This is a genomic window from Sphingobium sp. TCM1 (assembly GCF_001650725.1).
GTDB lineage: Bacteria > Pseudomonadota > Alphaproteobacteria > Sphingomonadales > Sphingomonadaceae > Sphingobium.
In genome coordinates, this window is sequence record NZ_LXVX01000034.1 from 52,055 (window position 1) to 72,609 (window position 20,555).

Genomic DNA, 20,555 nt, shown 5'->3' on the forward strand with positions numbered 1-20,555 from the left:
TTTGGCCGCCATCTTACTGGTCGCCGCTGTTGGTCGCGGCCAGCGCCTGGCGCACCTGCGCCACGGCATTGGCGTTGCGCGTAACGTCCAGCTGCTTTTCGACCGCGCGCTCGAACTGCTGGCCATATTCCTGGCCGATCACTTCGCCCAGCTGGTCGCGCACCTGCGCCAGCAGCTGGGGCTGGCCCTTGGCGTCGCCACGCTCGATCTTGTTCAGCTGGACCACGAAATAGCCGCGATCCTGACCGATCGGCAGGGTCTTGACCGTGTTGGCCGCCATCGAGAAGAGGATCGCGACCTCGGCCGGCGGGCGCTGTTCGCCGCGCATGATGTCGGCGCGGCGGCCGCCCAGCACCTGCGGCGCGGGCAACTTGACGCCGGCCTGGGCGATGGCGTCGGCCAGCTTCGCGCCCTTGGCGACCTTCGCCTGGATCTGCTCGGCCAGCGCCTTTGCCTTCTGGTTGCCGGCGTTGAGCTTGTACTGCGCCAGCACCAGCTGCTTCACCTCGGCCAGCGGCGGGGGTGCGGCGGCGATGATCTCGCCCGGCGCGACCAGCGCATAGCGCTTGTCCGGGGTGATCGGCACCAGCTGCGCGTCATCGTCGGCGCTCATCGCGAAGACGGGGGCGATCAGCGGCTGGATGTCGGCGGGCACCACATAGGCCTGGTCCCTGACCTGCTTGCCGGTCGACAGCAGCGCCGGGCTGGTCGCCAGCGTCAGGCCATTATCCTTCACCACTTCCTCGAAGGTGCCGCCATCGGCGATCTGGTCCTCCAGCTTGCCGGTGAAGTCGGCGAGCAGCTGCTTTTCCTTCTGCGCGCGCAGCGTCTCGACGATTTCGCCGCGCACGGCGGCCAGTGGACGCGCCGGCGTCTCGTTGATCGCGGTGACGCGCAGCAGCAGCCAGCCGAGCGATCCGCGCACCGGTCCCACCAGTTCGCCCTGCCTGGCGGCGAAGGCGGCGTCGGCCACGGCCTTGCTGGCCGATGCGGTCAGCGCCTCGCGGCTCTGGTCGGCGGCGGTCGACACCGCAAGGCCCGCGCCCTGCGCGGCGACGGCCAGGGTCTTGCCGGCCTTCACCTGATCGGCGATCGCCTTCGCACCCGCCTGCGTCGGCAGGACCAGCTGCTCGATGCTGCGGTTCTGCTTCGCCGCATAGGCGGCCTTGTTCTGGTTGTAATAGCCGGCGATCTCCGCCTCGGACGGTTGCGACGCCTGGGCGAAGCGGGCGGCGTCGACCACCGCATAGCGGATGCGGCGCTGTTCGGGGATGGTGAAGCGGGCGCTGTTCTTCCTGTAATAATCGGCCAGCTGCGCGTCGGTCGGGCTCTTCTCGTCGAGGAAGGCGACCGCCGGGATCGCGGCGACCGTGCCCTGGCGCGCTTCCAGCAGCAGCGACGCATAGGGCAGCACCAGCGTTTCGGAAGGACGCGCGCCCAGGCCGATCGGCGCCAGCAGCTGGCGCTGGAGGATCTCGCGGCTGATATCGTCGCGCAGCGCCTGTTCGGTCAGCCGCTCGCGGATCAGCAGCTGGCGGAAATTCTCCTGGCTGAAATTGCCGGCCGCGTCCTGGAAGGCGGGGATCTGCGCGATCTGCGCGTCGACCAGCCGCTTGGAGATATGCACGCCCTGATCGTCGGCAAAGGCACGCAGCGTCAGCGATGCGACAAGCTGGTCATAGACCTGTGCCGCGCCGCCCTGCGCGAAGAAATCGGCGATCTGGAGGCCTGGATTGGAGCGGCGCGCATTTTCGAACACGCGCTGCACCCGGTCCTGAAACTCCCCCTGGCTCAGCTTGTGGCCCTTTGCCGAGGCGGCCGTGCCGCCCCCGCCCAGGCTGTTGCCGAACTGGCCGCTGGTCAGGTCGCCCAGGATGAAGGCGGCGGCGATGACCCCCAGGAAGAGGATCGCGAAGAGCGCGCCGAACTTGGAGCGGATGAAGCTGCGAAAGACAGAAAGCATGGGGGACCCGGTACTGCGGCTGTGTGGCGGCCCGCTTTAAGGGCGGAACGGCGCGGCGGCAAGGCTTGCACTGGACAAATGCGTGAGCGCCGTTCATCGGCTTTCTCCAGTTCCCGTTCTTCCGGGGAGACGCGGGGCGGCAAGCCCGGTGACGGAGGCGCGGGAGCGACGTGCAGCAATAACCACAAGGGAAATCACGCGGATGAACAGGCGGAAGCTGGTTGTCGGCAACTGGAAGATGAACGGGATGCGCGCGCATCTGGGCGAAGTGGAGGCGATCGGCCGGGTGGCCGCGGCGCATCCGGCGGTGGAGGTGGGCCTCTGCCTGCCCGCCACGCTCATCATGGCGGGATCGGAGCGGCGCGGCGCGGCGTTCATCGGCGCGCAGAACTGCCATATGGACATGAGCGGCGCCTATACCGGATCGCTCTCGGCCGAAATGCTGGCGGAGGCGGGCGCCACCTGGGTCATCACCGGCCACAGCGAACGGCGCGAGGCGCGCGGCGAGACCAATGCCGACATCGCCGCCAAGTCGGTCGCCGCGCACAAGGCGGGCATCAACGTCATCCTCTGCGTTGGCGAGACGATCGACATACGCGACGCCGGTCGGGCGGAGGAAGTGGTGTCGGCGCAGCTGCTCGCATCGCTGCCCGAAGGCGCGTCGGCCGACTGGCTGGCGGTCGCCTATGAACCCATCTGGGCGATCGGCACCGGACGCATCCCCACGATCGAGGCGGTCGCCTCCATGCACGCCGCCCTGCGCGCCGCGCTCAGGAGCCGGATCGGCGAAGAGGCGGACAAGGTGCGGATTCTCTATGGCGGCTCGATGAACGGCGACAATGCGGTCGAACTCATGTCCGTGCCCGACGTCGATGGCGGCCTGGTCGGCGGCGCCAGCCTGACCGCGGCGAAATTCGCCCCGATCATCGAGGCGGCCGACCAGCGCATGGCGGCCGCGGCCTGATGATCGACACATCCGTTCGCTTCGAGCGAAGTCGGGAAGCGAACGGATGTCGGTGTGAGGAGGGAAGGGCGGACAAGGTTGCCCCCGCGCCCCATCATCGCTATGTGCGCGCCAACGCACTCCTTCACCGGACAGAAACAGCCCAATGTTCACCTTCCTCCTCGTCGTGCAGGCGATCATCGCCGCCCTGCTGGTCACCGTCATCCTGATGCAGAAGTCGGAAGGCGGCGGCCTGGGCGTGGGCGGCAGCCCGGCGGGGCTGATGTCGGCGCGCGGCGCGGCGGATTTCCTGACCCGGTCGACCACCGTGCTCGCCAGCATCTTCGTGCTGCTGTCGATCGTCATGGCGGTCATCGCCTCGGTGCGCCATGCGCCGAGCGACATCGATACCTCGCTGGTGCGTCAGGCTCCGGCGACGCAGGGCGCCCCGGCGCCGGCGAATGCTGATCCGCTGGCCGGTGCGGCCAGCAATGCGGCCGCGGCGCCGACTCCGGCGGCCAACGGCGCGGTTCCGCTCGCCAACTAACCACCTCACCGATCTTTCGATCTTTTTTTAAGCGCGCGTGGATTCGCGCGCTTGCCCTTTGTTGTTCCGAAAGGCTAAGCCTCCACTCCCATGGCGCGGTATATTTTCATCACCGGCGGCGTGGTCTCCTCGCTTGGCAAGGGCCTGATGGCCGCTTCGCTTGCAGCTCTGTTGCAGGCGCGAGGTTTCCGTGTTCGCATCCGGAAGTTCGATCCCTATCTCAATGTCGATCCGGGCACGATGAGCCCGTATCAGCATGGTGAGGTCTATGTGACCGACGATGGGGCGGAAACCGACCTCGACCTTGGCCATTATGAGCGTTTTACAGGGGTTTCGGCGCGTCAGTCGGATAATGTGACGCAGGGCCGCGTCTACCAGACGATCATCCAGCGCGAACGGCGCGGCGACTATCTGGGCGCGACGGTGCAGGTCATCCCGCACGTCACCGACGAGATCAAGGCCTTCGCGCTGGCCGACACCGAAGATCTCGACTTCGTCCTGTGCGAAATCGGCGGCACGGTGGGCGACATCGAATCGCTCCCCTTCATGGAGGCGATTCGCCAACTCCATAACGACCTCGATCGCGGCCAGTCGATCTTCGTCCATGTGACGCTGGTGCCCTATATCGCGGCGGCCGGCGAGCTGAAGACCAAGCCGACCCAGCACAGCGTGCGCGAACTGACCTCGCTCGGCATCCAGCCCGACATATTGCTGTGCCGCTGCGAACATCCGCTGCCCGAAAGCGAGCGCCGCAAGATCGCGCTTTTCTGCAACGTGCGTCCCGAAGCGGTCATCCCCGCACTGGACGCCAGCAGCATCTACGCCGTGCCCCAGCAATATCATGCCGAAGGACTGGACGAGGAAGTGCTGCGCGCCTTCGGCATCAAGGATGCGCCCGCGCCCAGCATGGCGCGCTGGGACGACATCATGGATCGCCAGCTCAATCCCGAGGGTGAAGTGACGATCGGCGTGGTCGGCAAATATGTCGGCCTGCTCGACGCCTACAAGTCGCTGCACGAGGCGCTGCACCATGGCGGCCTCGCCAACCGGGTGAAGGTCAATATCAAGTGGATCGACGCTGAGCTGTTCGAGAAGGGCGAGGATCTCGTCGCCAGCCTCGAACCGATGCACGGCATCCTCGTCCCCGGCGGCTTCGGCGTGCGCGGGTCGGAGGGCAAGATCGCCTCGGTCAAGTTCGCGCGCGAACGCAACGTGCCCTTCTTCGGCATCTGCCTCGGTATGCAGATGGCCTGCATCGAGGGCGCGCGCAACACGGCGGGTATCGCCGACGCGTCCACCACCGAGTTTGGCGAGACGTCCGAGCCGGTCGTCGGCCTCATCACCGAATGGATGAGCAAGGAAGGCCTGCAGAAGCGCACCGCCGAAACCGACCTGGGCGGCACGATGCGCCTGGGCGCCTATCCCGCCAGGCTCGACGGTAACAGCGTCGTTGCGGGCGTCTATGGCGCGACCGAGATCAGCGAACGGCATCGCCACCGCTATGAGGTGAATGCGGGCTATCGCGAGCCGCTGGAAAAGGGCGGCCTGATCTTCTCCGGCATGTCGCCGGACGGCACGCTGCCGGAAATCGTCGAGCGGCCCGACCATCCCTGGTTCGTCGGCGTGCAGTTCCACCCGGAACTGAAATCCAAGCCCTTCGACCCGCATCCGCTCTTCGCCAGCTTCATTCAGGCGGCGGTCAAGCAGAGCCGGCTGGTGTAAATGGAAACGGGGCCGGATGGCCCCGTTTTTCGTCTCGGGCTGCGCCGTCGGAATGCGGGAGGATCAGAGGGCCGGCATCACGTCTGTCTGCGCGAAATCGCCGCCCACGAACAATAATGGACAGTCGCGCCTCCTGGCCAGCTCATAGGCGAAACAGTCGCCGAAATTGAGGCTGGCGGGATGCGCGCCCTTGCCCCATCGGGCATAGGCGGCAGCGGCGCGCCGCGCGGAAGCGGGGGTCACGGGAACGATTTCGACGTCCAGACCGGCAATAGGCGTTTCAGCCTCGGCTGCTATGCCCCGCTGGCCCGCAACGATGAGCATCTTCGTAAGGGTTGCCGCCGAGATGGCGATGTCGTCTTGCTGTCGAAGGACGGTCATGCACGCATCTTGACCGGAACCAGGCGCACGGCAGGATGGCCGTGACGGGCAAGGATGACCTCGTCCCCCGCTTCGGCGCGGCGGACGAGATCGGTCATTTGCGCCTTGGCGTCGGTCACGGAAACCTTCATCGGCACCGCTCCCGTTGCGATTGCCGCTGGAGATGGACCGTTCGATGGTCCCATTCAAGCCGTCACCCCGCCGGCGTCAGCTTCAGCATCCGCCCCTGCGATCCGTCGTCGCCATCCTCCAGCAGCCACAGCGCGCCGTCCGGTCCCTGCTCGACCTCGCGGATGCGCGCGCCCATGTCCCACTGGTCTGCCTTTTCCGCCGTCTCGCCGTCCAGCTTCACCCGGACGAGGCTCTGGCTGGACAGCCCGCCGATGAACAGGCTGTCCTTCCATTGCGGGAACAGGTCGCCCGAATAATGGATCAGCCCGCCCGGCGAAATCACCGGGTTCCAGCTCAGCTTGGGCGCTTCATAGCCATCGCCCGCCTTGTGATCGGGAATGTCGCGGCCGTCATAATGGTCGCCGTTCGACACCTTGGGATAGCCATAGTTGAGACCCGGCTTGATGAGGTTCACCTCGTCGCCGCCCTTCGGCCCCATTTCCTGCTCCCACAGCCGTCCATCCTTGTCGAAGGCGATGCCCAACAGGTTGCGATGGCCATAGGACCATATGGTGGGGTTGAAGCCCTTGGCGGCCAGAGGATTGCCCGCCGCGGGCGTGCCGTCCGGGTTCAGGCGCAGCACCTTGCCCAGCGTCGCCTTGGGGTCTTGCGCCGGATCGAATTTCTGGCGCTCGCCATTGGTGAAGAAAAGATATTTGCCGTCCGGCGAGAAGGCGATGCGGCCGGAATAATGGCCGTTGCCCGTCACATAGGGGCTGGCGCGGAAGATCACCTGTACGCCGTCCAGCCTGGTCGTGCCGTCACTCGCCTGATTGAACGCGCCCTTGGCCAGCGCCACGCCCTTCAGCCCGTCGCGTTCTTCGGAAAAGCTGAAATAGACCGCCTTGTCCGTGCCGAAAGTCGGCGACAGCACCACGTCCATCAGCGCGCCCTGTCCCGCGCTGTCCACAGCGGGGATGCCCGCGACCGGAATCTTGGTCCCGTTCTTCGGATCGAACAGGATCATCTCGCCCTTCTTTTCCGTCACCAGCGCGCGGCCGTCGGGCAGGAAGGTCATGGCCCAGGGCGAATCGAAATCGGCGATGACGGACGTCTTGAACGGCTTTTCGGCCGACGCCGGCGTCTGACTGTTGGCGCCCTCGCCCGAACAGGCGATCAGGAGGAGGGGCAGGGCGGCGAGCGTCAAATGGCGCATCTTTCGTCTCCATGTCGGGGCTGCGGCGCGGGATTATGCGGGTGAAATGATCCGAGACGAATAATGTTGCAGATTTCCCGTACCATGCCTATATCGCCCTTGCTTCCTTACATCGTCAAACATGTCAGGGTCGCAGGCGGAGAGCCTGCGGCGCGAAAGAAGCTGCATATTTTGTCTGGAGACTGCATGGCGGACATCGCCGAACTGACCGCGCTGATCGAACCCGAGGTGAAGGCCCTGGGCTTTGCCCTCGTGCGCGTCAGGCTGTTCGGGTCGGGCGACGAATATACGCTCCAGATCATGGCCGAAAATCCGTCGACCAGGCAGCTCGTGATCGAGGATTGCGCGACCATCTCGCGCCGCCTGTCGGACGTGCTGGACGAAGCCGACCCGATCGAGGACGCCTATCGCCTCGAAGTCAGCTCGCCCGGCATCGACCGGCCGCTCACCCGCCTGCACGATTTCCTCGAATGGGCCGGGCATGAGGCGAAGATCAGCGCGACGGAGATCGTGTCGGGTCGCAAGAGCTTTCGCGGCATCCTCAAGGGCGTGGAGGGCGAGGATATCCTCTTCGCCGACGCCAAGGCGGGTGACGTCTCCATTCCTTTCGCGCTTGTGGGCGACGCCAAGCTGGTGCTGACCGACAGGCTGATTGCTGCTAGTATGCCGCTCTCCTCCGATGGGGCGGACGAGTTTGAAACCGAAGAATAAGGGTTCATAACGTCATGGCCAACGCCATTTCCGCCAACAAGGCCGAACTGATCGCCATCGCCAATTCGGTGGCATCGGAAAAGATGATCGACAAGGCCATCGTCATCGAGGCGATGGAAGATGCGATCCAGCGCGCCGCGCGCGCCCGCTACGGCGCGGAGAACGACATCCGCGCGAAGCTGGACCCGGACAGCGGCGACCTGCGCCTGTGGCGCGTCGTCGAAGTGGTCGAGGTGGTCGAGGATTATTTCAAGCAGGTCGACCTCAAGCAGGCGCAGAAGCTGAAGAAGGACGCCGTGATCGGCGACTTCATCGTCGATCCGCTGCCCGCCATCGACCTGGGCCGCATCGACGCCCAGTCGGCCAAGCAGGTCATCTTCCAGAAGGTCCGCGACGCAGAGCGCGAGCGCCAGTATGAAGAATATAAGGACCGCGTGGGCGAGATCATCACCGGCGTCGTCAAGTCGGTCGAATTCGGCCATGTCGTCGTCAATCTGGGCCGCGCCGAAGGCGTGATCCGCCGGGACCAGCAGATTCCGCGCGAAGTCGTCCGCGTCGGCGACCGCATTCGTTCGGTCGTGCTGAACGTGCGCCGCGAAAATCGCGGGCCGCAGATTTTCCTGTCCCGCGCGCATCCCGAATTCATGAAGAAGCTGTTCGCGCAGGAAGTCCCCGAAATCTATGACGGTGTGATCACCATCATGGCCGCCGCCCGCGATCCGGGCAGCCGCGCCAAGATCGGCGTCATCAGCCGCGATTCGAGCATCGACCCGGTCGGCGCCTGCGTCGGCATGAAGGGCAGCCGCGTCCAGGCCGTCGTGCAGGAGATGCAGGGCGAAAAGATCGACATCATCCCCTGGTCGGAAGATACCGCCACCTTCGTCGTCAACGCGCTTCAGCCCGCCCAGGTCGCCCGCGTCGTCATCGATGAGGAAGAAGAGCGCATCGAAGTCGTCGTTCCCGACGATCAGCTCAGCCTCGCCATCGGCCGCCGCGGCCAGAATGTCCGCCTCGCCAGCCAGCTGACCGGCAAGGCGATCGACATCATGACCGAGGCCGACGCCAGCGAGAAGCGCCAGAAGGAATTCGTCGCCCGCTCCGAACTGTTCCAGAACGAACTGGACGTGGACGAGACACTGTCGCAGCTGCTGGTGGCCGAAGGCTTCGGCGAGCTGGAAGAAGTCGCCTATGTCAGCGTCGAGGAACTGGCCGGGATCGAGGGCTTCGACGAAGATCTCGCCGCCGAGTTGCAGAGCCGCGCGCAGGAAGCGCTCGACCGTCGCGAAGCCGCCGCGCGCGAAGAGCGTCAGGCGCTGGGCGTCGAGGATGCGCTGGCCGACATGCCGCATCTGACCGAAGCGATGCTGGTCACGCTGGGCAAGGCGGGCATCAAGACGCTCGACGATCTCGCCGACCTCGCCACCGACGAGCTGGTGCAGAAGAAGCGTATCGACCAGCGCCGCCGCAAGTCGGACAGCAGCAGCGATGACAAGGGCGGCATCCTGGCGGCCTATGGCCTGAGCGACGAGCAGGGCAATGAGATCATCATGGCCGCCCGCGCCCACTGGTTCGAAGAGGAAGCCTGAGCCACCATGCCTTTTGTCGACATCCGCCTGGCCGGCAGCGCGACCCGCGAGCAGAAAGCCGCGATCGTCGCTGACGTCACCCGGTCGCTCGTGGAGCGGCTGGGGAAGCCGGCGGCTGCCGTGCAGATCGTGATCTCGGAAATCTCGACCGAAAATTACGCAGCCGGCGGGCAATTGCTCGCCGACCGCGACGCGCCCTCTTCACCAAGGGAGGACGCCAATGCTGCGGTCACTCCCCGATGAGAGAATAGGCGCTCACCACAGCGTTGGACTTGCCCTTTCTTCCGTTCTGGCGGAGGAGCGCGCATGACCGAACGCAAATGCATATTGACCGGCGACCGCGCCGATCCCGACATGCTGATCCGCCTGGCCGTGGGGCCGGAGGGGCAGGTGCTTCCCGATCTCCGCGCCAAGGCGCCGGGGCGGGGCGCGTGGATCGGCGTCCGCCGCGCCGAACTGGAAACCGCTCTCGCCAAGGGCAAGCTCAAGGCCGCGCTCGCCCGTTCCTTCAAGGACGGCACGCTCCAGATTCCCGATACCCTGCCGGAGATGATCGAGTCGGGCCTGCGCAAGGCGCTGCTCGATCGGTTGGGGCTGGAGGCGCGCGCGTCCATGCTGCTCACCGGATCGGAAAAGATCGACGTCGCCTGCCGCAAGGGGCAGGTCCAATTGCTGCTCCACGCCGCCGATGCGGCGGCCGACGGCAACCGCAAACTGGACCAGGCCCTGCGGGTCGGCCGGGAAGCGGAGGGCAGTGATTTGGCCGGCATCACCTTGCCTGTGGACCGCGATGCCCTATCTATGGCAATGGGGCGGGATAATGTCGTCCATATTGCGGTGACCGACTCGCGGGCTGCTTCGCGCCTGCGCGCGGCCATAGGCCGCTTGGAAAGCTATCTGGGTTGCGCTAACGGGGCGCCTGTGCATGGGGAGCATGTCTCCGCTGATGCGCCGGCCGTCCCTGACGAGCATCGGCTCGAATGAGCATTGGCCGGATCAGCATCGAGAAATAAGGGCGCCGGCGGGCCTTTCCGGCCGGAGCGGAAGTGAAGGGTTAAGTTCGATCGTATGAGTGACAGCAAGGAAGACAAGCCGGTTCTGGGTCGCAAGCCGCTGGGCATCAAGCGGACCGTGGAATCCGGCCAGGTGCAGCAGCAGTTCAGCCATGGCCGCAAGAATACGGTCGTGGTTGAGGTGAAGCGGCGCCGCATCCTGGGCAAGCCCGGTGAGACGACCGGTGCCGCGCCTGCGGCTGCGCCCCAGACGGACCCGACCCCCGCGCCCGCCGCGCCGCGTCCCGCCGCACCCGCGCCGCAGGCCCGTGCGCCGCAGCCCGCTCCGGTGCGCCAGGCACCGCCGCAGAGCCTGATGTCGCGTCAGGAATTGCAGGCCAAGCTGCTGCGCGAGGCTGAGGAAGCCCGCATGAACGCGCTTGAGGAAGCGCGTCGTCGCGAGGATGCCCAGCGTCTGGCCGCAACCGAGGAAGAGAAGCGCCGCGCCGAGGAAAACCGCCTCGCTGCCGAAGCCGCCGAGGCCGAAGCCGCCCGTCAGGCGGAGGAAGCCACCAGGGCCGCCGATACCGCCGCTAACCCGCCGGCCGCTCCGGTCGAGGAAGCCGCGCCGGCTCCGGCCGCCGCCGCTCCGGCGGAAGCCGCGCCTGCCGCTGCCGAACAGAAGCCGGCGACCACCGGGTCGGCCGTGCCGCCGCCGCGCCGTTTCACGCCCGTCACCCCGATCAAGCGTCCCGAACCGGCCAAGCCCGATCGCGCCAAGAAGGGCGAGGACAATCGCCGTCAGGCCGGCAAGCTCACCGTCACCCGCGCGCTCGCGGACGACGACAGCGCCCGTGCCCGCTCGCTCGCCGCATTGAAGCGCGCCCGCGAAAAGGAGCGTCGCGCTCATTATGCCGGCGGCGCCCAGCAGCGTGAGAAGCAGTCGCGCGACGTGATCGTGCCGGAAAGCATCACGGTGCAGGAACTCGCCAACCGCATGGCCGAAAAGGGTGCGGACCTGGTGAAGGCCCTGTTCAAGATGGGGACCGCTGTCACGCTCAACCAGCCGATCGATCAGGATACGGCGGAATTGCTGGTCGAGGAATTCGGCCACCGCATCCAGCGCGTGTCCGATGCCGACGTCGAAATCGGCATGGAAGGCGAAGTCGACGCTGTTGAAACGCTGAAGCCCCGTGCGCCGGTCGTGACCATCATGGGTCACGTCGACCATGGCAAGACCTCGCTGCTCGACGCGCTGCGCGGGACCGACGTGGTCGCGGGCGAAAGCGGCGGCATCACCCAGCATATCGGCGCCTATCAGGTGAAGACCAAGGGGGGTGATGTCATCACCTTCCTCGATACGCCGGGCCACGAGGCCTTCTCGGAAATGCGCGCCCGCGGCGCCAACGTCACCGACATCGTCATCCTGGTGGTGGCGGCCGATGACGGCCTGATGCCGCAGACGATCGAGGCCATCAACCATACCAAGGCAGCTGGCGTCCCGATGATCGTCGCGATCAACAAGTGCGACAAGCCCGAAGCCAATCCGCAGAAGGTGCGCGAGCGCCTGCTGAGCGAGGAGATCGTGGTCGAGGACATGGGCGGCGACGTCCAGGACGTGGAGGTTTCGGCGCTCAAGAAGACCGGCCTCGACGAACTGATCGAAAAGATCCTGCTGCAGGCCGAGGTCATGGAACTGACCGCCAACCCCGATCGCGCCGCCGAAGGCAATGTGATCGAGGCGCAGCTCGACAAGGGTCGCGGCGCGGTCGCGACCGTTCTGGTCCGCAAGGGCACGCTCAAGATCGGCGACACCTTCGTCATCGGGTCCGAAAGCGGCAAGGTCCGCGCGATGATCAACGACAAAGGACAGCAGGTGAAGACCGCCGGTCCCTCGACCCCGGTCGAGGTTCTGGGTCTCTCCGGCGTCCCGATGGCGGGCGACCAGCTCACCGTCGTGGAGAATGAAGCCCGCGCCCGCGAAGTTGCCGCCTATCGTCAGGAACAGGCGACCAAGAAGCGCACCACGGCTGCCCCGACCAGCTTCGAACATATGTTCTCGGCGCTGAACACGACCGTCATCGAATATCCGGTGGTGGTGAAGGGCGACGTGCAGGGTTCGGTCGAAGCGATCGTGACGTCGCTCAACCGCATCTCGACCGACGAGATCAAGGTCCGCATCCTGCATTCGGGTGTCGGCGCGATCACCGAAAGCGACGTGACGCTGGCCGCCGCCAGCCGCGCGCCGCTGATCGGCTTCAACGTCCGTCCCAACGCCAAGGCGCGTCAGCTGGCGGAGCGCGAGAAGATCTCGCTGCGCTATTATGACGTGATCTACGACCTGCTTGAGGAAGTCCGCGGCGAAATGGCCGGCCAGCTGGCGCCGGAACGCATCGAAACGATCGTGGGTCGTGCCGAGGTGCTCCAGGTGTTCCCGGCGGGCAAGAAGGACAAGGCGGCGGGTCTGCTCGTCATGGACGGCATCATCCGCAAGGGTCTGTCGGCGCGCCTTACCCGCGACGATGTCATCGTGTCGCGCACCCACATCGCGTCGTTGCGCCGGTTCAAGGACGATGTGTCCGAAGTCCGCGCCGGCATGGAGTGCGGTGCCGTGCTTCAGGACACGAACGACATCAAGGTCGGCGATACGCTCGAACTGTTCGAGGTCGAGGAACGCCAGCGCACGCTGTAATCCATGGCCCCCTCCCGCGCGCGGGAGGGGGCAGGGGGTGGGCTCGCCCTCTCCTGAATTGCAGAGGCCGGTGGGAGGAGCCCATCCCCGGCCCGGTCCGGGTCGGTCAGTATCCCGGACCGACCTGACCATGCGGGCACGGTTCACCCGGAACTCGCAAGCGGGAGGGATGATTTATGGCTCAACAACAACCCGAAGGCCCCTCCGTCCGCCTGCTGCGCGTGGGCGAGCAGGTGCGCCATGTCCTGTCCGACATTCTTCAGCGCGGCGACGTGCATGACGATGTGCTGGCCCGGCATGTCGTCAGCGTCACCGAAGTCCGCATGTCGCCCGACCTGCGCCACGCCACCGTCTTCATAAAGTCGCTGCTGGGCCAGGATGAGGAGGCGGTGCTCAAGGCGCTGCGCACGAACACCGCCTATCTCCAGCGCGAAGTCGCGCACCGCATCCGCCTCAAATATGCGGCCAGGCTCAAATTCCTGGCGGACGAGAGTTTCGACGAGGGCAGCCATATCGACAAGCTGCTCCGCGACCCAAAGGTCGCCCGCGACCTGGCGCAGGACGAGGGCGAAGATTGACTCGGGCAACGGTAAGACGCATCTTACCGTGATGAGCGGCAAGACCACATTGTCGGCAAAGGGTCAGGTCGTCATCCCCAAGGATGTACGCGACCAGCTCGGGCTTGCGCCAGGGCAGGTGCTGGACGTCGTGCCCATGGGCGGCGGCGTATTCCTGAAGCCGCAGCACCGCAAATCCGGCCGCAGCTTTGAAGAGATCATGGCCGGCATCCGGGCGCGCATCCATTATGATGGCCCGACGGTGACGATCGAGGAAATGAACGAGACGATCGCGGAGTGCTGGCGCAAGGCGGCCGAGGATAGCGATCGTTGAAGGCGGTGGACTCGAATATCCTGGCTCGGGCCTTGGTCCGGGATGATGTTCGGCAGGCCGAGATCGCGGACGCCCTGATCGCCGAAGGCATCTTCATTCCCCTTACCGTCATGCTTGAAACGGCCTGGCTGCTGGGTGGCCGGTATAAGGTGGGGCGTCTGGCGTTGGCCGACATTTTGTCCGACATCATGGACCTGCCGAATGTCGAGGTGGAGCAGGGCAACGGAGTTCGATGGGCCGTGGCGCAGTTTCGCGCCGGCGCGGACATTGCCGATGCCATTCATGTTCTTGGCGCGAACGGTGCCGAAGCATTCGTGACGTTTGATGGAGAGGCTTTCCGCAAGCTGGCCGATCCGCCTGTAGCAATCGAGGTTCCGAAATGATGCGTTTTCCCTCCGTCATGATCCTGGCCTGTGCGGTTGCCGCCCCCGCCCTTGCAAAAGACCCCGCCATCCATCCCGCCGTCGTCACCGATCCGCGGCCCGACGCCGCCTATCCCGCCGGCATGAGCGCCTTCGTCATCCCGGCGCAGGATGGCGCGATGAACGCCGTCCTCTATACCGCCGCCGGTGCGGGCATCCATCCTACCCTGCTGCTGCTTCACGGCTTTCCGGGCAATGAGCAGAATCTGGACCTTGCCCAGGCCGCGCGTCGCGCCGGGTGGAACGTCCTGACCCTCCATTATCGCGGCAGCTGGGGCAGCCCCGGCCGCTTCTCCTTCGGCAATGCCTCGGAAGATGCCTTCGCCGCGCTCCAGTTCCTGCAACAGCCCTCGACCGTGGCCCGCTATCGCATCGACACCAGCGCGATCGTGGTGGCGGGGCACAGTATGGGCGGCTTCATGGCCGCCGATGCCGCCGCAGCCGAACCGCGCGTCGCGGGACTGTTCCTGATCGATCCCTGGGATCCGGCGCAGACCGTCGCCGCGCTCGCCACGCCGGAAGGCGAGGCGGACTGGAAGGCGGAGGTGGCAGGCGACCTGCCGCCGCTGGCCGGCGCGACCTATGACAGCCTGACCGGCGAGATCAGGGCCGACGGCGCCAAGTTCGACCTCGGCCGTCGCCTCGCCGGCTATGGCCGCCGCCCGCTCTCCATCATCGGCGCGGAGCGGGGCATCGGCGCCATGGCGCGCAAGGTCGCCGCCGACGCGCAGGGCGCCAATCCCGACGCCCGGCTGATGGTCTGGCCGACCGATCATGGCTTCTCCGACAAGCGGATCGCGCTCGCCGATGCGCTGGTTCGTTTCCTCGCTGGCGTCGCGCCCACAATCCGCTAATCCAACGCCGATGGCGAAGCTTTATTTCTACTACAGCTCGATGAATGCTGGCAAATCGACGACCCTGCTGCAATCGGACTTCAACTATCGCGAACGCGGCATGGACACGATGCTCTGGACCGCGGCGGTGGACGATCGCTATGGCCAGGGGCGGATCGTGTCGCGCATCGGGCTGGAGGCGCCGGCGCATCTGTTCGACAGCCAAACCGACATGCTCGCCGCCATCTCCGCGCAGCATGACGCGACGTCGCTGTCCTGCGTGCTGGTGGACGAGGCGCAGTTTTTGAGCGAGGCGCAGGTGTGGCAATTGGGCGGTGTCTGCGACCGGCTCAATATTCCGGTCCTCTGCTACGGCATCCGCACCGATTTCCAGGGCCAGCTCTTCCCCGGCAGCGCCGCGCTGCTGGGCCTCGCCGACACGCTGAGCGAGATCAAGACGATCTGCGAATGCGGGCGCAAGGCGATCATGAACCTGCGTGTCGATGGGCAGGGGAGGGCGATCCGGCAGGGCGACCAGACCGAAATTGGCGGCAATGACCGCTACGTCGCCTTGTGCCGCCGCCATTTCGTGGAGCAGATGCAGGGCTGACAGCGGCGGCTCGCCGCTCTACAGGCGCGCCATGCACGGCTGGATCATCCTCGACAAACCCCATGGCCTCGGTTCGACCCAGGCGGTCAGCGCGGTCAAGCGCGCGCTGCGCATCCAGCGGGAGATTCTGGGCGGAGCGGGCAAGTGGAAGGTCGGCCATGGCGGCACGCTCGATCCGCTGGCGACCGGGGTGCTGCCGATCGCGATCGGGGAGGCGACGAAGCTGGCGGGCCGGATGCTCGACAGCGACAAGATCTATGATTTCACTGTCGCTTTCGGTGTCCAGACCGACACGCTCGATCTGGAGGGGAAGGTGATTGTGGAGAGCGATCACAGGCCCACGCTGGCGCAGGTGGAAGCGATCCTGCCGCGCTTCACCGGCCCCATCGAGCAGGCGCCGCCCGCCTATAGCGCCATCCTGATCGACGGCCAGCGCGCCTACGACCTCGCCCGCAAGGGGGAGGCGGTCGAGATGAAGCTGCGATCGGTGACGATCCACGGTCTGCGGCTTTGCCATCCCCGCGAGGACGGAAACGACGAACGGCTGGGCCAGATCACCCTTACCGCCCATGTGTCCAAGGGCACCTATATCCGTTCGCTTGCCCGCGACATCGCTCTGGCGCTCGGCACGGTCGGCCATGTCACCATGTTGCGCCGGGTGAAGGCCGGGCCGTTCACCCTGGATTCCGCGATTTCGCTGGACAAATTGGACGAAGCTGCTAGGGGCGACGGCATCGGTGGGCTAATGCTGCCGTTGACGGCGGGGCTGGACGACATCCCGGCTCTCGCAGTCTCTCCCGATGACGCGCTGGCTCTCCGACAGGGGAAGGTGCTCGTGGGGAAACCGCATACCGGTTTGTTACTGGCGATGGAGGGCGAAACGCCCGTCGCGCTGGTGGAGGCCAGTGGCCCGGAAATCCGGGTGGTGCGCGGCTTTAATCTCTAAATCAGAAAGGAAGCCGATGTCGATTACTGCTGAGCGCAAGGAAGCGCTGATCAAGGAACATGCCCGCGTCGAAGGCGACACCGGTTCGCCGGAAGTCCAGGTTGCGATCCTGTCGGAGCGCATCTCGAACCTGACCGAGCATTTCAAGGGTCATCACAAGGATAACCACAGCCGTCGCGGCCTGCTGATGCTGGTCAACAAGCGCCGTTCGCTGCTGGACTATCTCAAGAAGAAGGATGCGGGTCGCTATAACGACCTCATCGCCAAGCTGGGCCTGCGCAAGTAAGCCTGCTACAAAGGGACGGCCCCATTCGGGGCCGTTTCCGATTCTGGAATAGGGCGCAATTCGGCGCCCTGTTTCATTCAAGGGGCCAGACGATGCCCCGACACCGCAGCGGGCCGGTTAGTCCGCAACACAGGCCCCGCCCGGCAATAGGGCCGCGCGGGCGAAGGAAAAATCTATGTTCGATGTAAAGAAGGTATCAATCGAGCTGGCCGGCAAGACGCTGACCCTCGAAACCGGCCGTATCGCGCGTCAGGCCGACGCCGCCGTGCTGGCGACCTATGGCGAAACCGTGGTGCTGTGCGCCGTGACCGCCGCCAAGTCGGTGAAGGAAGGGCAGGACTTCTTCCCGCTGACCGTCCACTATCAGGAAAAATATTCGGCCGCCGGTCGCATTCCGGGCGGCTTCTTCAAGCGTGAGCGTGGCGCCACGGAAAAGGAAACGCTGGTTTCCCGTCTGATCGACCGTCCGGTCCGCCCGCTGTTCCCTGAAGGTTTCTATAACGAAATCAACGTCATCGCTCAGGTTCTGAGCTTCGACGGCGAAAGCGAGCCGGACATTGTGGCGATGATCGCCGCGTCGGCCGCGCTGACCCTGTCGGGCGTGCCCTTCCTGGGTCCGATCGGCGCCGCCCGCGTCGGTTACAAGGATGGCGAATATCAGCTGAACCCGTCGCTCGACGAAGTGAAGACCGGCGAACTCGACCTGGTCGTCGCTGCCACCCACAATGCCGTGATGATGGTCGAATCCGAAGCCAAGGAGCTGTCGGAAGACGTCATGCTCGGCGCCGTCCTCTTCGCGCACGAAGCGTCGAAGAAGATCGTCGAAGCCATCATCGAGCTGGCCGAGAAGGCAGCGAAGGATCCGTGGGCCGTCGCCAAGGGCGATGACCTGGATGACCTGAAGAAGAAGCTGAAGAAGCTGATCGGCAAGGACATCACGGCCGCCTACAAGCTGACCGACAAGTCGGCCCGCTCCAACGCCCTGAACGAAGCCCGCGCCAAGGCGAAGGCCTGGTTCACCGAGGAAGGTCTCGACGCCCAGACCGTGATGGCCGGCATCAAGCTGACCAAGAAGCTGGAAGCGGAAATCGTGCGCGGCGCCATCCTCAAGGACGGCAAGCGCATCGACGGCCGCACCACCACCCAGATCCGCCCGATCGAGGCGATGGTCGGCTTCCTGCCGCGCACCCATGGTTCGGCGCTGTTCACCCGTGGTGAAACGCAGTCGATCTGCACCACCACGCTGGGCACCAAGGACGCCGAGCAGATGATCGACGGCCTGGTCGGCGTTCATTATGAAAGCTTCATGCTGCACTATAACTTCCCGCCCTATTCGGTTGGTGAAGTCGGCCGCTTCGGCGCGCCGGGCCGTCGCGAAGTCGGTCATGGCAAGCTCGCATGGCGCGCCCTGCACCCGGTCCTGCCGACCAAGGACGAGTTCCCCTACACCATCCGTGTCCTCTCCGACATCACCGAGTCCAACGGCTCGTCGTCGATGGCGACGGTCTGCGGCGGTTCGCTGTCGATGATGGACGCGGGCGTTCCGCTGAAGCGTCCGGTGTCGGGCATCGCCATGGGCCTGATCCTGGAAGGCAAGAATTTCGCTGTCCTCAGCGACATTCTGGGCGACGAGGATCATCTGGGCGACATGGACTTCAAGGTGGCCGGTACCGAAGCGGGCATCACCACCATGCAGATGGACATCAAGGTTGCCGGCATCACGCAGGAAATCTTCGAAGTCGCGCTGCGCCAGGCCAAGGAAGGCCGCGCCCATATCCTGGGTGAGATGAGCAAGGCGCTGTCCTCGACCCGCACCGAGCTGTCGGCCCATGCCCCGCGCATCGAGACGATCCAGATCGACAAGTCGAAGATCCGTGACGTCATCGGCACCGGCGGCAAGGTCATCCGCGAGATCGTCGCGGAAACCGGCGCCAAGGTCGACATCGACGACGAGGGCATCATCAAGATCAGCTCGTCCGACATCGCCCAGATCGAAGCCGCCAAGAAGTGGATTCTCGGCATCGTCGAGGAAGCGGAAGTCGGCAAGGTCTACACCGGCAAGGTCGTCAACATCGTCGATTTCGGTGCGTTCGTGAACTTCATGGGCGGCAAGGACGGTCTCGTCCACGTCTCCGAAATGAAGAATGAGCGCGTCGAAAAGCCGACCGACGTCGTGTCGGAAGGCCAGGAAGTGAAGGTCAAGGTTCTCGAGATCGATCCGCGCGGCAAGGTTCGCCTGTCGATGCGCGTTGTCGATCAGGAAACCGGAGAGGAACTGGAAGACACCCGTCCGGCCCGCGAACCGCGCGAACCGCGCGGCGACCGTGGTGAAGGTCGTGGGGATCGGGGCGACCGTGGTCGCGGCCCGCGCCGTGACGGCGGCGACCGTGGTGGTCGCGGTGGTGACCGGGGCGGCGATCGCGGCCCGCGCCGTGACCGTGGCCCGCGCAACGAAGGCGGCAAGGGCGACGACGACGGCTCCAGCGCCGGTCTGCCCGACTTCCTGACCCAGGACTGATCCGCTGCCGTGGGCCGGCTGGCCCGCGACGAAGCGATAAAAATCAGGGCGTCCGGTTGATCCGGACGCCCTTTTTTTGGGGTGGTGCGAGGATCGACTGATTTCGATCAATGCGCCCGCCTAAAGTTTTGATACTGTAACGACACTTGTCCGGGGATCATGATGCAGCGGAGGAATGAGCGCTTTGTCGAACGCCTGCCGCTCGTCCTCGATCGGCCGGTCTATGCCTATGGGCTGACGCTGATCTTCTGCGGCGCGGCGATGCTGCTGCGCATGGCTGCCGAACCGCTGCTGCCGCAGGGCTATCCCTTCGTCACCTTCTTTCCCGCGGTCATCCTCTCGTCCTTCCTGTTCGGCGTGCGACCCGGCATTTTCGCGGCTCTGCTGTGCGGCCTCCTATCCTGGTATTTCTTCATCCCGCCCTTCCACCGACTGGCGCTCGATCCGGCGGTGGCGGTGGCGTTGTTCTTCTACACCACCGTGGTCGTGGTCGACATCATCCTCATCCACTTCATGCAGCGGGCCAATTATAATCTGGCGGTGGAGCGCGAACGCAGCCGGGCGCTGGCGGAGAATCGCGAACTGCTGTTTCACGAGCTTCAGCATCGCGTGTCCAACAATCTTCAGGTCGTCGCTGCCATGCTCTCGCTCCAGCGGCGCCATGTCGATCATGATGTCGCCCGGCGCGCGCTCGACGATGCCTCCGCCCGGCTCGCGCTGGTCGGCCGGATCAGCCGCGCGCTCTACGATCCTGAGCGCAAGGGGCAGGACATGCGCGCCTTCCTCGCGACGCTGACCGCCGACCTGCTCGACGCCAGCGGCCGCGACGATATTCGCCTCCACCTCGACGCGCCCGCCGATCTCGCGCTCGACCCGGAGGTCTGCGTGCCGCTCGCGCTGATCGTCGCCGAAGGGGTCGCCAACGCGATCGAGCACGGCTTGCCCGACCGGCCGGGGCGCATAGAAGTGACGCTGACGAGGCGGGAGGACGGACTCGCGCTGCGCATTGCCGACGATGGGCAGGGGATCGCATCCGGTTTCGAGCCGGGGCAGGGCGAATCCCTCGGCCTGCGCATCGCCCATGCGCTCGCGGCGCAGCTGGGCGGGCGTTTCATGCTGGAACCGGGAAGCCCGAAGGGGGCTGTCGCGCGGCTCGACCTGCCGCTTCGCATGGCCGGTTGAACG

At 65.6% G+C, this 20,555-nt stretch carries 21 protein-coding genes; 17 read left to right on the forward strand and 4 right to left on the reverse strand.

Features of this window, described 5'->3' with window-relative positions:
* Nucleotides 1–13: 13 nt before the first annotated feature.
* On the reverse strand, nucleotides 14–1,963 hold the full coding sequence (locus tag A7Q26_RS17285) for a SurA N-terminal domain-containing protein (RefSeq protein ID WP_066862022.1): 1,950 nt from the start codon (nucleotides 1,961–1,963) through the stop codon (nucleotides 14–16).
* Between the two features lie 202 nt (nucleotides 1,964–2,165).
* Here A7Q26_RS17285 and tpiA point away from each other — a divergent pair, with 202 nt between their 5' ends.
* The 3 genes from tpiA to A7Q26_RS17300 all read left to right on the forward strand — a co-directional run bounded on the left by tpiA (nucleotide 2,166) and on the right by A7Q26_RS17300 (nucleotide 5,175).
* Nucleotides 2,166–2,927 carry a triose-phosphate isomerase gene (gene tpiA / locus A7Q26_RS17290; RefSeq protein WP_066862025.1) on the forward strand — a complete coding sequence of 254 codons (762 nt, stop codon included), beginning with the start codon at nucleotides 2,166–2,168 and terminating at the stop codon, nucleotides 2,925–2,927.
* A 145-nt stretch (nucleotides 2,928–3,072) separates the two neighbouring features.
* Nucleotides 3,073–3,453: a preprotein translocase subunit SecG gene (gene secG / locus A7Q26_RS17295; protein ID WP_066862027.1), complete on the forward strand. Its 381-nt coding sequence runs from the start codon at nucleotides 3,073–3,075 to the stop codon at nucleotides 3,451–3,453.
* Nucleotides 3,454–3,543: 90 nt separating this feature from the next.
* On the forward strand, nucleotides 3,544–5,175 hold the full coding sequence (locus A7Q26_RS17300) for a CTP synthase (RefSeq protein ID WP_066862030.1): 1,632 nt from the start codon (nucleotides 3,544–3,546) through the stop codon (nucleotides 5,173–5,175).
* A 63-nt stretch (nucleotides 5,176–5,238) separates the two neighbouring features.
* On the opposite strand, the gene A7Q26_RS17305 is transcribed toward A7Q26_RS17300, so the two are convergent.
* From A7Q26_RS17305 to A7Q26_RS17315, 3 genes are all read right to left on the reverse strand, one after another.
* Nucleotides 5,239–5,556 carry a type II toxin-antitoxin system VapC family toxin gene (locus tag A7Q26_RS17305; RefSeq protein ID WP_066862032.1) on the reverse strand — a complete coding sequence of 106 codons (318 nt, stop codon included), beginning with the start codon at nucleotides 5,554–5,556 and terminating at the stop codon, nucleotides 5,239–5,241.
* Nucleotides 5,553–5,687: a type II toxin-antitoxin system Phd/YefM family antitoxin gene (locus A7Q26_RS17310; RefSeq protein WP_084439185.1), complete on the reverse strand. Its 135-nt coding sequence runs from the start codon at nucleotides 5,685–5,687 to the stop codon at nucleotides 5,553–5,555. The genes A7Q26_RS17305 and A7Q26_RS17310 overlap by 4 nt, the downstream gene beginning before the upstream one ends.
* Before the next feature lie 62 nt (nucleotides 5,688–5,749).
* A complete protein-coding gene (locus A7Q26_RS17315) occupies nucleotides 5,750–6,883 on the reverse strand; it encodes a PQQ-dependent sugar dehydrogenase (protein ID WP_066862035.1) in 1,134 nt (377 codons plus the stop codon).
* Between the two features lie 186 nt (nucleotides 6,884–7,069).
* Between A7Q26_RS17315 and rimP the strand changes: the two genes are divergently transcribed.
* The 14 genes from rimP (at nucleotide 7,070) to A7Q26_RS17385 (ending at nucleotide 20,552) form a co-directional block, all read left to right on the forward strand.
* Nucleotides 7,070–7,594 carry a ribosome maturation protein RimP gene (gene rimP, locus A7Q26_RS17320; RefSeq protein ID WP_066862038.1) on the forward strand — a complete coding sequence of 175 codons (525 nt, stop codon included), beginning with the start codon at nucleotides 7,070–7,072 and terminating at the stop codon, nucleotides 7,592–7,594.
* Nucleotides 7,595–7,608: 14 nt separating this feature from the next.
* Nucleotides 7,609–9,180, forward strand: coding sequence for a transcription termination factor NusA (nusA, locus tag A7Q26_RS17325; RefSeq protein WP_066862041.1), 1,572 nt, complete (start codon nucleotides 7,609–7,611; stop codon nucleotides 9,178–9,180).
* A gap of 6 nt (nucleotides 9,181–9,186) precedes the next feature.
* Nucleotides 9,187–9,423 carry a tautomerase family protein gene (locus A7Q26_RS17330; RefSeq protein WP_066862043.1) on the forward strand — a complete coding sequence of 79 codons (237 nt, stop codon included), beginning with the start codon at nucleotides 9,187–9,189 and terminating at the stop codon, nucleotides 9,421–9,423.
* A gap of 63 nt (nucleotides 9,424–9,486) precedes the next feature.
* Nucleotides 9,487–10,164 carry a DUF448 domain-containing protein gene (locus tag A7Q26_RS17335; protein ID WP_066862045.1) on the forward strand — a complete coding sequence of 226 codons (678 nt, stop codon included), beginning with the start codon at nucleotides 9,487–9,489 and terminating at the stop codon, nucleotides 10,162–10,164.
* 84 nt (nucleotides 10,165–10,248) lie between these two features.
* The gene (gene infB, locus A7Q26_RS17340) at nucleotides 10,249–12,864 is read left to right on the forward strand and encodes a translation initiation factor IF-2 (protein ID WP_066862047.1); all 2,616 of its coding nucleotides are present in this window, start codon (nucleotides 10,249–10,251) and stop codon (nucleotides 12,862–12,864) included.
* Between the two features lie 176 nt (nucleotides 12,865–13,040).
* Entirely contained in the window at nucleotides 13,041–13,442 is a 402-nt protein-coding gene (rbfA, locus tag A7Q26_RS17345; protein WP_066862049.1) for a 30S ribosome-binding factor RbfA, read from the forward strand.
* Nucleotides 13,443–13,473: 31 nt separating this feature from the next.
* Nucleotides 13,474–13,755 (forward strand): AbrB/MazE/SpoVT family DNA-binding domain-containing protein, encoded by a 282-nt coding sequence (locus tag A7Q26_RS17350; RefSeq protein WP_066862052.1) that lies wholly within the window; start codon nucleotides 13,474–13,476, stop codon nucleotides 13,753–13,755.
* A gap of 5 nt (nucleotides 13,756–13,760) precedes the next feature.
* The gene (locus tag A7Q26_RS17355) at nucleotides 13,761–14,138 is read left to right on the forward strand and encodes a type II toxin-antitoxin system VapC family toxin (protein WP_232313872.1); all 378 of its coding nucleotides are present in this window, start codon (nucleotides 13,761–13,763) and stop codon (nucleotides 14,136–14,138) included.
* Nucleotides 14,138–15,031: an alpha/beta hydrolase family protein gene (locus A7Q26_RS17360; protein ID WP_066862877.1), complete on the forward strand. Its 894-nt coding sequence runs from the start codon at nucleotides 14,138–14,140 to the stop codon at nucleotides 15,029–15,031. The genes A7Q26_RS17355 and A7Q26_RS17360 overlap by 1 nt, the downstream gene beginning before the upstream one ends.
* Nucleotides 15,032–15,041: 10 nt before the next feature.
* Nucleotides 15,042–15,620 carry a thymidine kinase gene (locus tag A7Q26_RS17365; RefSeq protein ID WP_066862058.1) on the forward strand — a complete coding sequence of 193 codons (579 nt, stop codon included), beginning with the start codon at nucleotides 15,042–15,044 and terminating at the stop codon, nucleotides 15,618–15,620.
* 31 nt (nucleotides 15,621–15,651) lie between these two features.
* The gene (truB, locus tag A7Q26_RS17370; RefSeq protein WP_066862061.1) at nucleotides 15,652–16,566 is read left to right on the forward strand and encodes a tRNA pseudouridine(55) synthase TruB; all 915 of its coding nucleotides are present in this window, start codon (nucleotides 15,652–15,654) and stop codon (nucleotides 16,564–16,566) included.
* A 16-nt stretch (nucleotides 16,567–16,582) separates the two neighbouring features.
* Nucleotides 16,583–16,852, forward strand: coding sequence for a 30S ribosomal protein S15 (gene rpsO, locus A7Q26_RS17375; RefSeq protein ID WP_066862064.1), 270 nt, complete (start codon nucleotides 16,583–16,585; stop codon nucleotides 16,850–16,852).
* Nucleotides 16,853–17,027: 175 nt separating this feature from the next.
* The gene (pnp, locus tag A7Q26_RS17380) at nucleotides 17,028–19,370 is read left to right on the forward strand and encodes a polyribonucleotide nucleotidyltransferase (protein ID WP_066862067.1); all 2,343 of its coding nucleotides are present in this window, start codon (nucleotides 17,028–17,030) and stop codon (nucleotides 19,368–19,370) included.
* Nucleotides 19,371–19,532: 162 nt separating this feature from the next.
* On the forward strand, nucleotides 19,533–20,552 hold the full coding sequence (locus tag A7Q26_RS17385; protein ID WP_066862883.1) for a sensor histidine kinase: 1,020 nt from the start codon (nucleotides 19,533–19,535) through the stop codon (nucleotides 20,550–20,552).
* Nucleotides 20,553–20,555: the final 3 nt, after the last annotated feature.

Bases quoted from the DNA above. Each gene is read 5' to 3' on its own strand.
- pnp (WP_066862067.1), top strand. From the start codon at position 17,028: ATGTTCGATGTAAAGAAGGTATCAATCGAGCTGGCCGGCAAGACGCTG.
- A7Q26_RS17365 (WP_066862058.1), top strand. From the start codon at position 15,042: ATGGCGAAGCTTTATTTCTACTACAGCTCGATGAATGCTGGCAAATCG.
- infB (WP_066862047.1), top strand. From the start codon at position 10,249: ATGAGTGACAGCAAGGAAGACAAGCCGGTTCTGGGTCGCAAGCCGCTG.
- A7Q26_RS17300 (WP_066862030.1), top strand. From the start codon at position 3,544: ATGGCGCGGTATATTTTCATCACCGGCGGCGTGGTCTCCTCGCTTGGC.
- A7Q26_RS17330 (WP_066862043.1), top strand. From the start codon at position 9,187: ATGCCTTTTGTCGACATCCGCCTGGCCGGCAGCGCGACCCGCGAGCAG.
- nusA (WP_066862041.1), top strand. From the start codon at position 7,609: ATGGCCAACGCCATTTCCGCCAACAAGGCCGAACTGATCGCCATCGCC.
- secG (WP_066862027.1), top strand. From the start codon at position 3,073: ATGTTCACCTTCCTCCTCGTCGTGCAGGCGATCATCGCCGCCCTGCTG.
- A7Q26_RS17350 (WP_066862052.1), top strand. From the start codon at position 13,474: ATGAGCGGCAAGACCACATTGTCGGCAAAGGGTCAGGTCGTCATCCCC.
- A7Q26_RS17335 (WP_066862045.1), top strand. From the start codon at position 9,487: ATGACCGAACGCAAATGCATATTGACCGGCGACCGCGCCGATCCCGAC.
- A7Q26_RS17310 (WP_084439185.1), bottom strand. From the start codon at position 5,687: ATGAAGGTTTCCGTGACCGACGCCAAGGCGCAAATGACCGATCTCGTC.
- rimP (WP_066862038.1), top strand. From the start codon at position 7,070: ATGGCGGACATCGCCGAACTGACCGCGCTGATCGAACCCGAGGTGAAG.
- truB (WP_066862061.1), top strand. From the start codon at position 15,652: ATGCACGGCTGGATCATCCTCGACAAACCCCATGGCCTCGGTTCGACC.
- A7Q26_RS17305 (WP_066862032.1), bottom strand. From the start codon at position 5,556: ATGACCGTCCTTCGACAGCAAGACGACATCGCCATCTCGGCGGCAACC.
- A7Q26_RS17385 (WP_066862883.1), top strand. From the start codon at position 19,533: ATGCAGCGGAGGAATGAGCGCTTTGTCGAACGCCTGCCGCTCGTCCTC.
- A7Q26_RS17285 (WP_066862022.1), bottom strand. From the start codon at position 1,963: ATGCTTTCTGTCTTTCGCAGCTTCATCCGCTCCAAGTTCGGCGCGCTC.
- A7Q26_RS17315 (WP_066862035.1), bottom strand. From the start codon at position 6,883: ATGCGCCATTTGACGCTCGCCGCCCTGCCCCTCCTCCTGATCGCCTGT.
- tpiA (WP_066862025.1), top strand. From the start codon at position 2,166: ATGAACAGGCGGAAGCTGGTTGTCGGCAACTGGAAGATGAACGGGATG.
- rpsO (WP_066862064.1), top strand. From the start codon at position 16,583: ATGTCGATTACTGCTGAGCGCAAGGAAGCGCTGATCAAGGAACATGCC.
- rbfA (WP_066862049.1), top strand. From the start codon at position 13,041: ATGGCTCAACAACAACCCGAAGGCCCCTCCGTCCGCCTGCTGCGCGTG.
- A7Q26_RS17360 (WP_066862877.1), top strand. From the start codon at position 14,138: ATGCGTTTTCCCTCCGTCATGATCCTGGCCTGTGCGGTTGCCGCCCCC.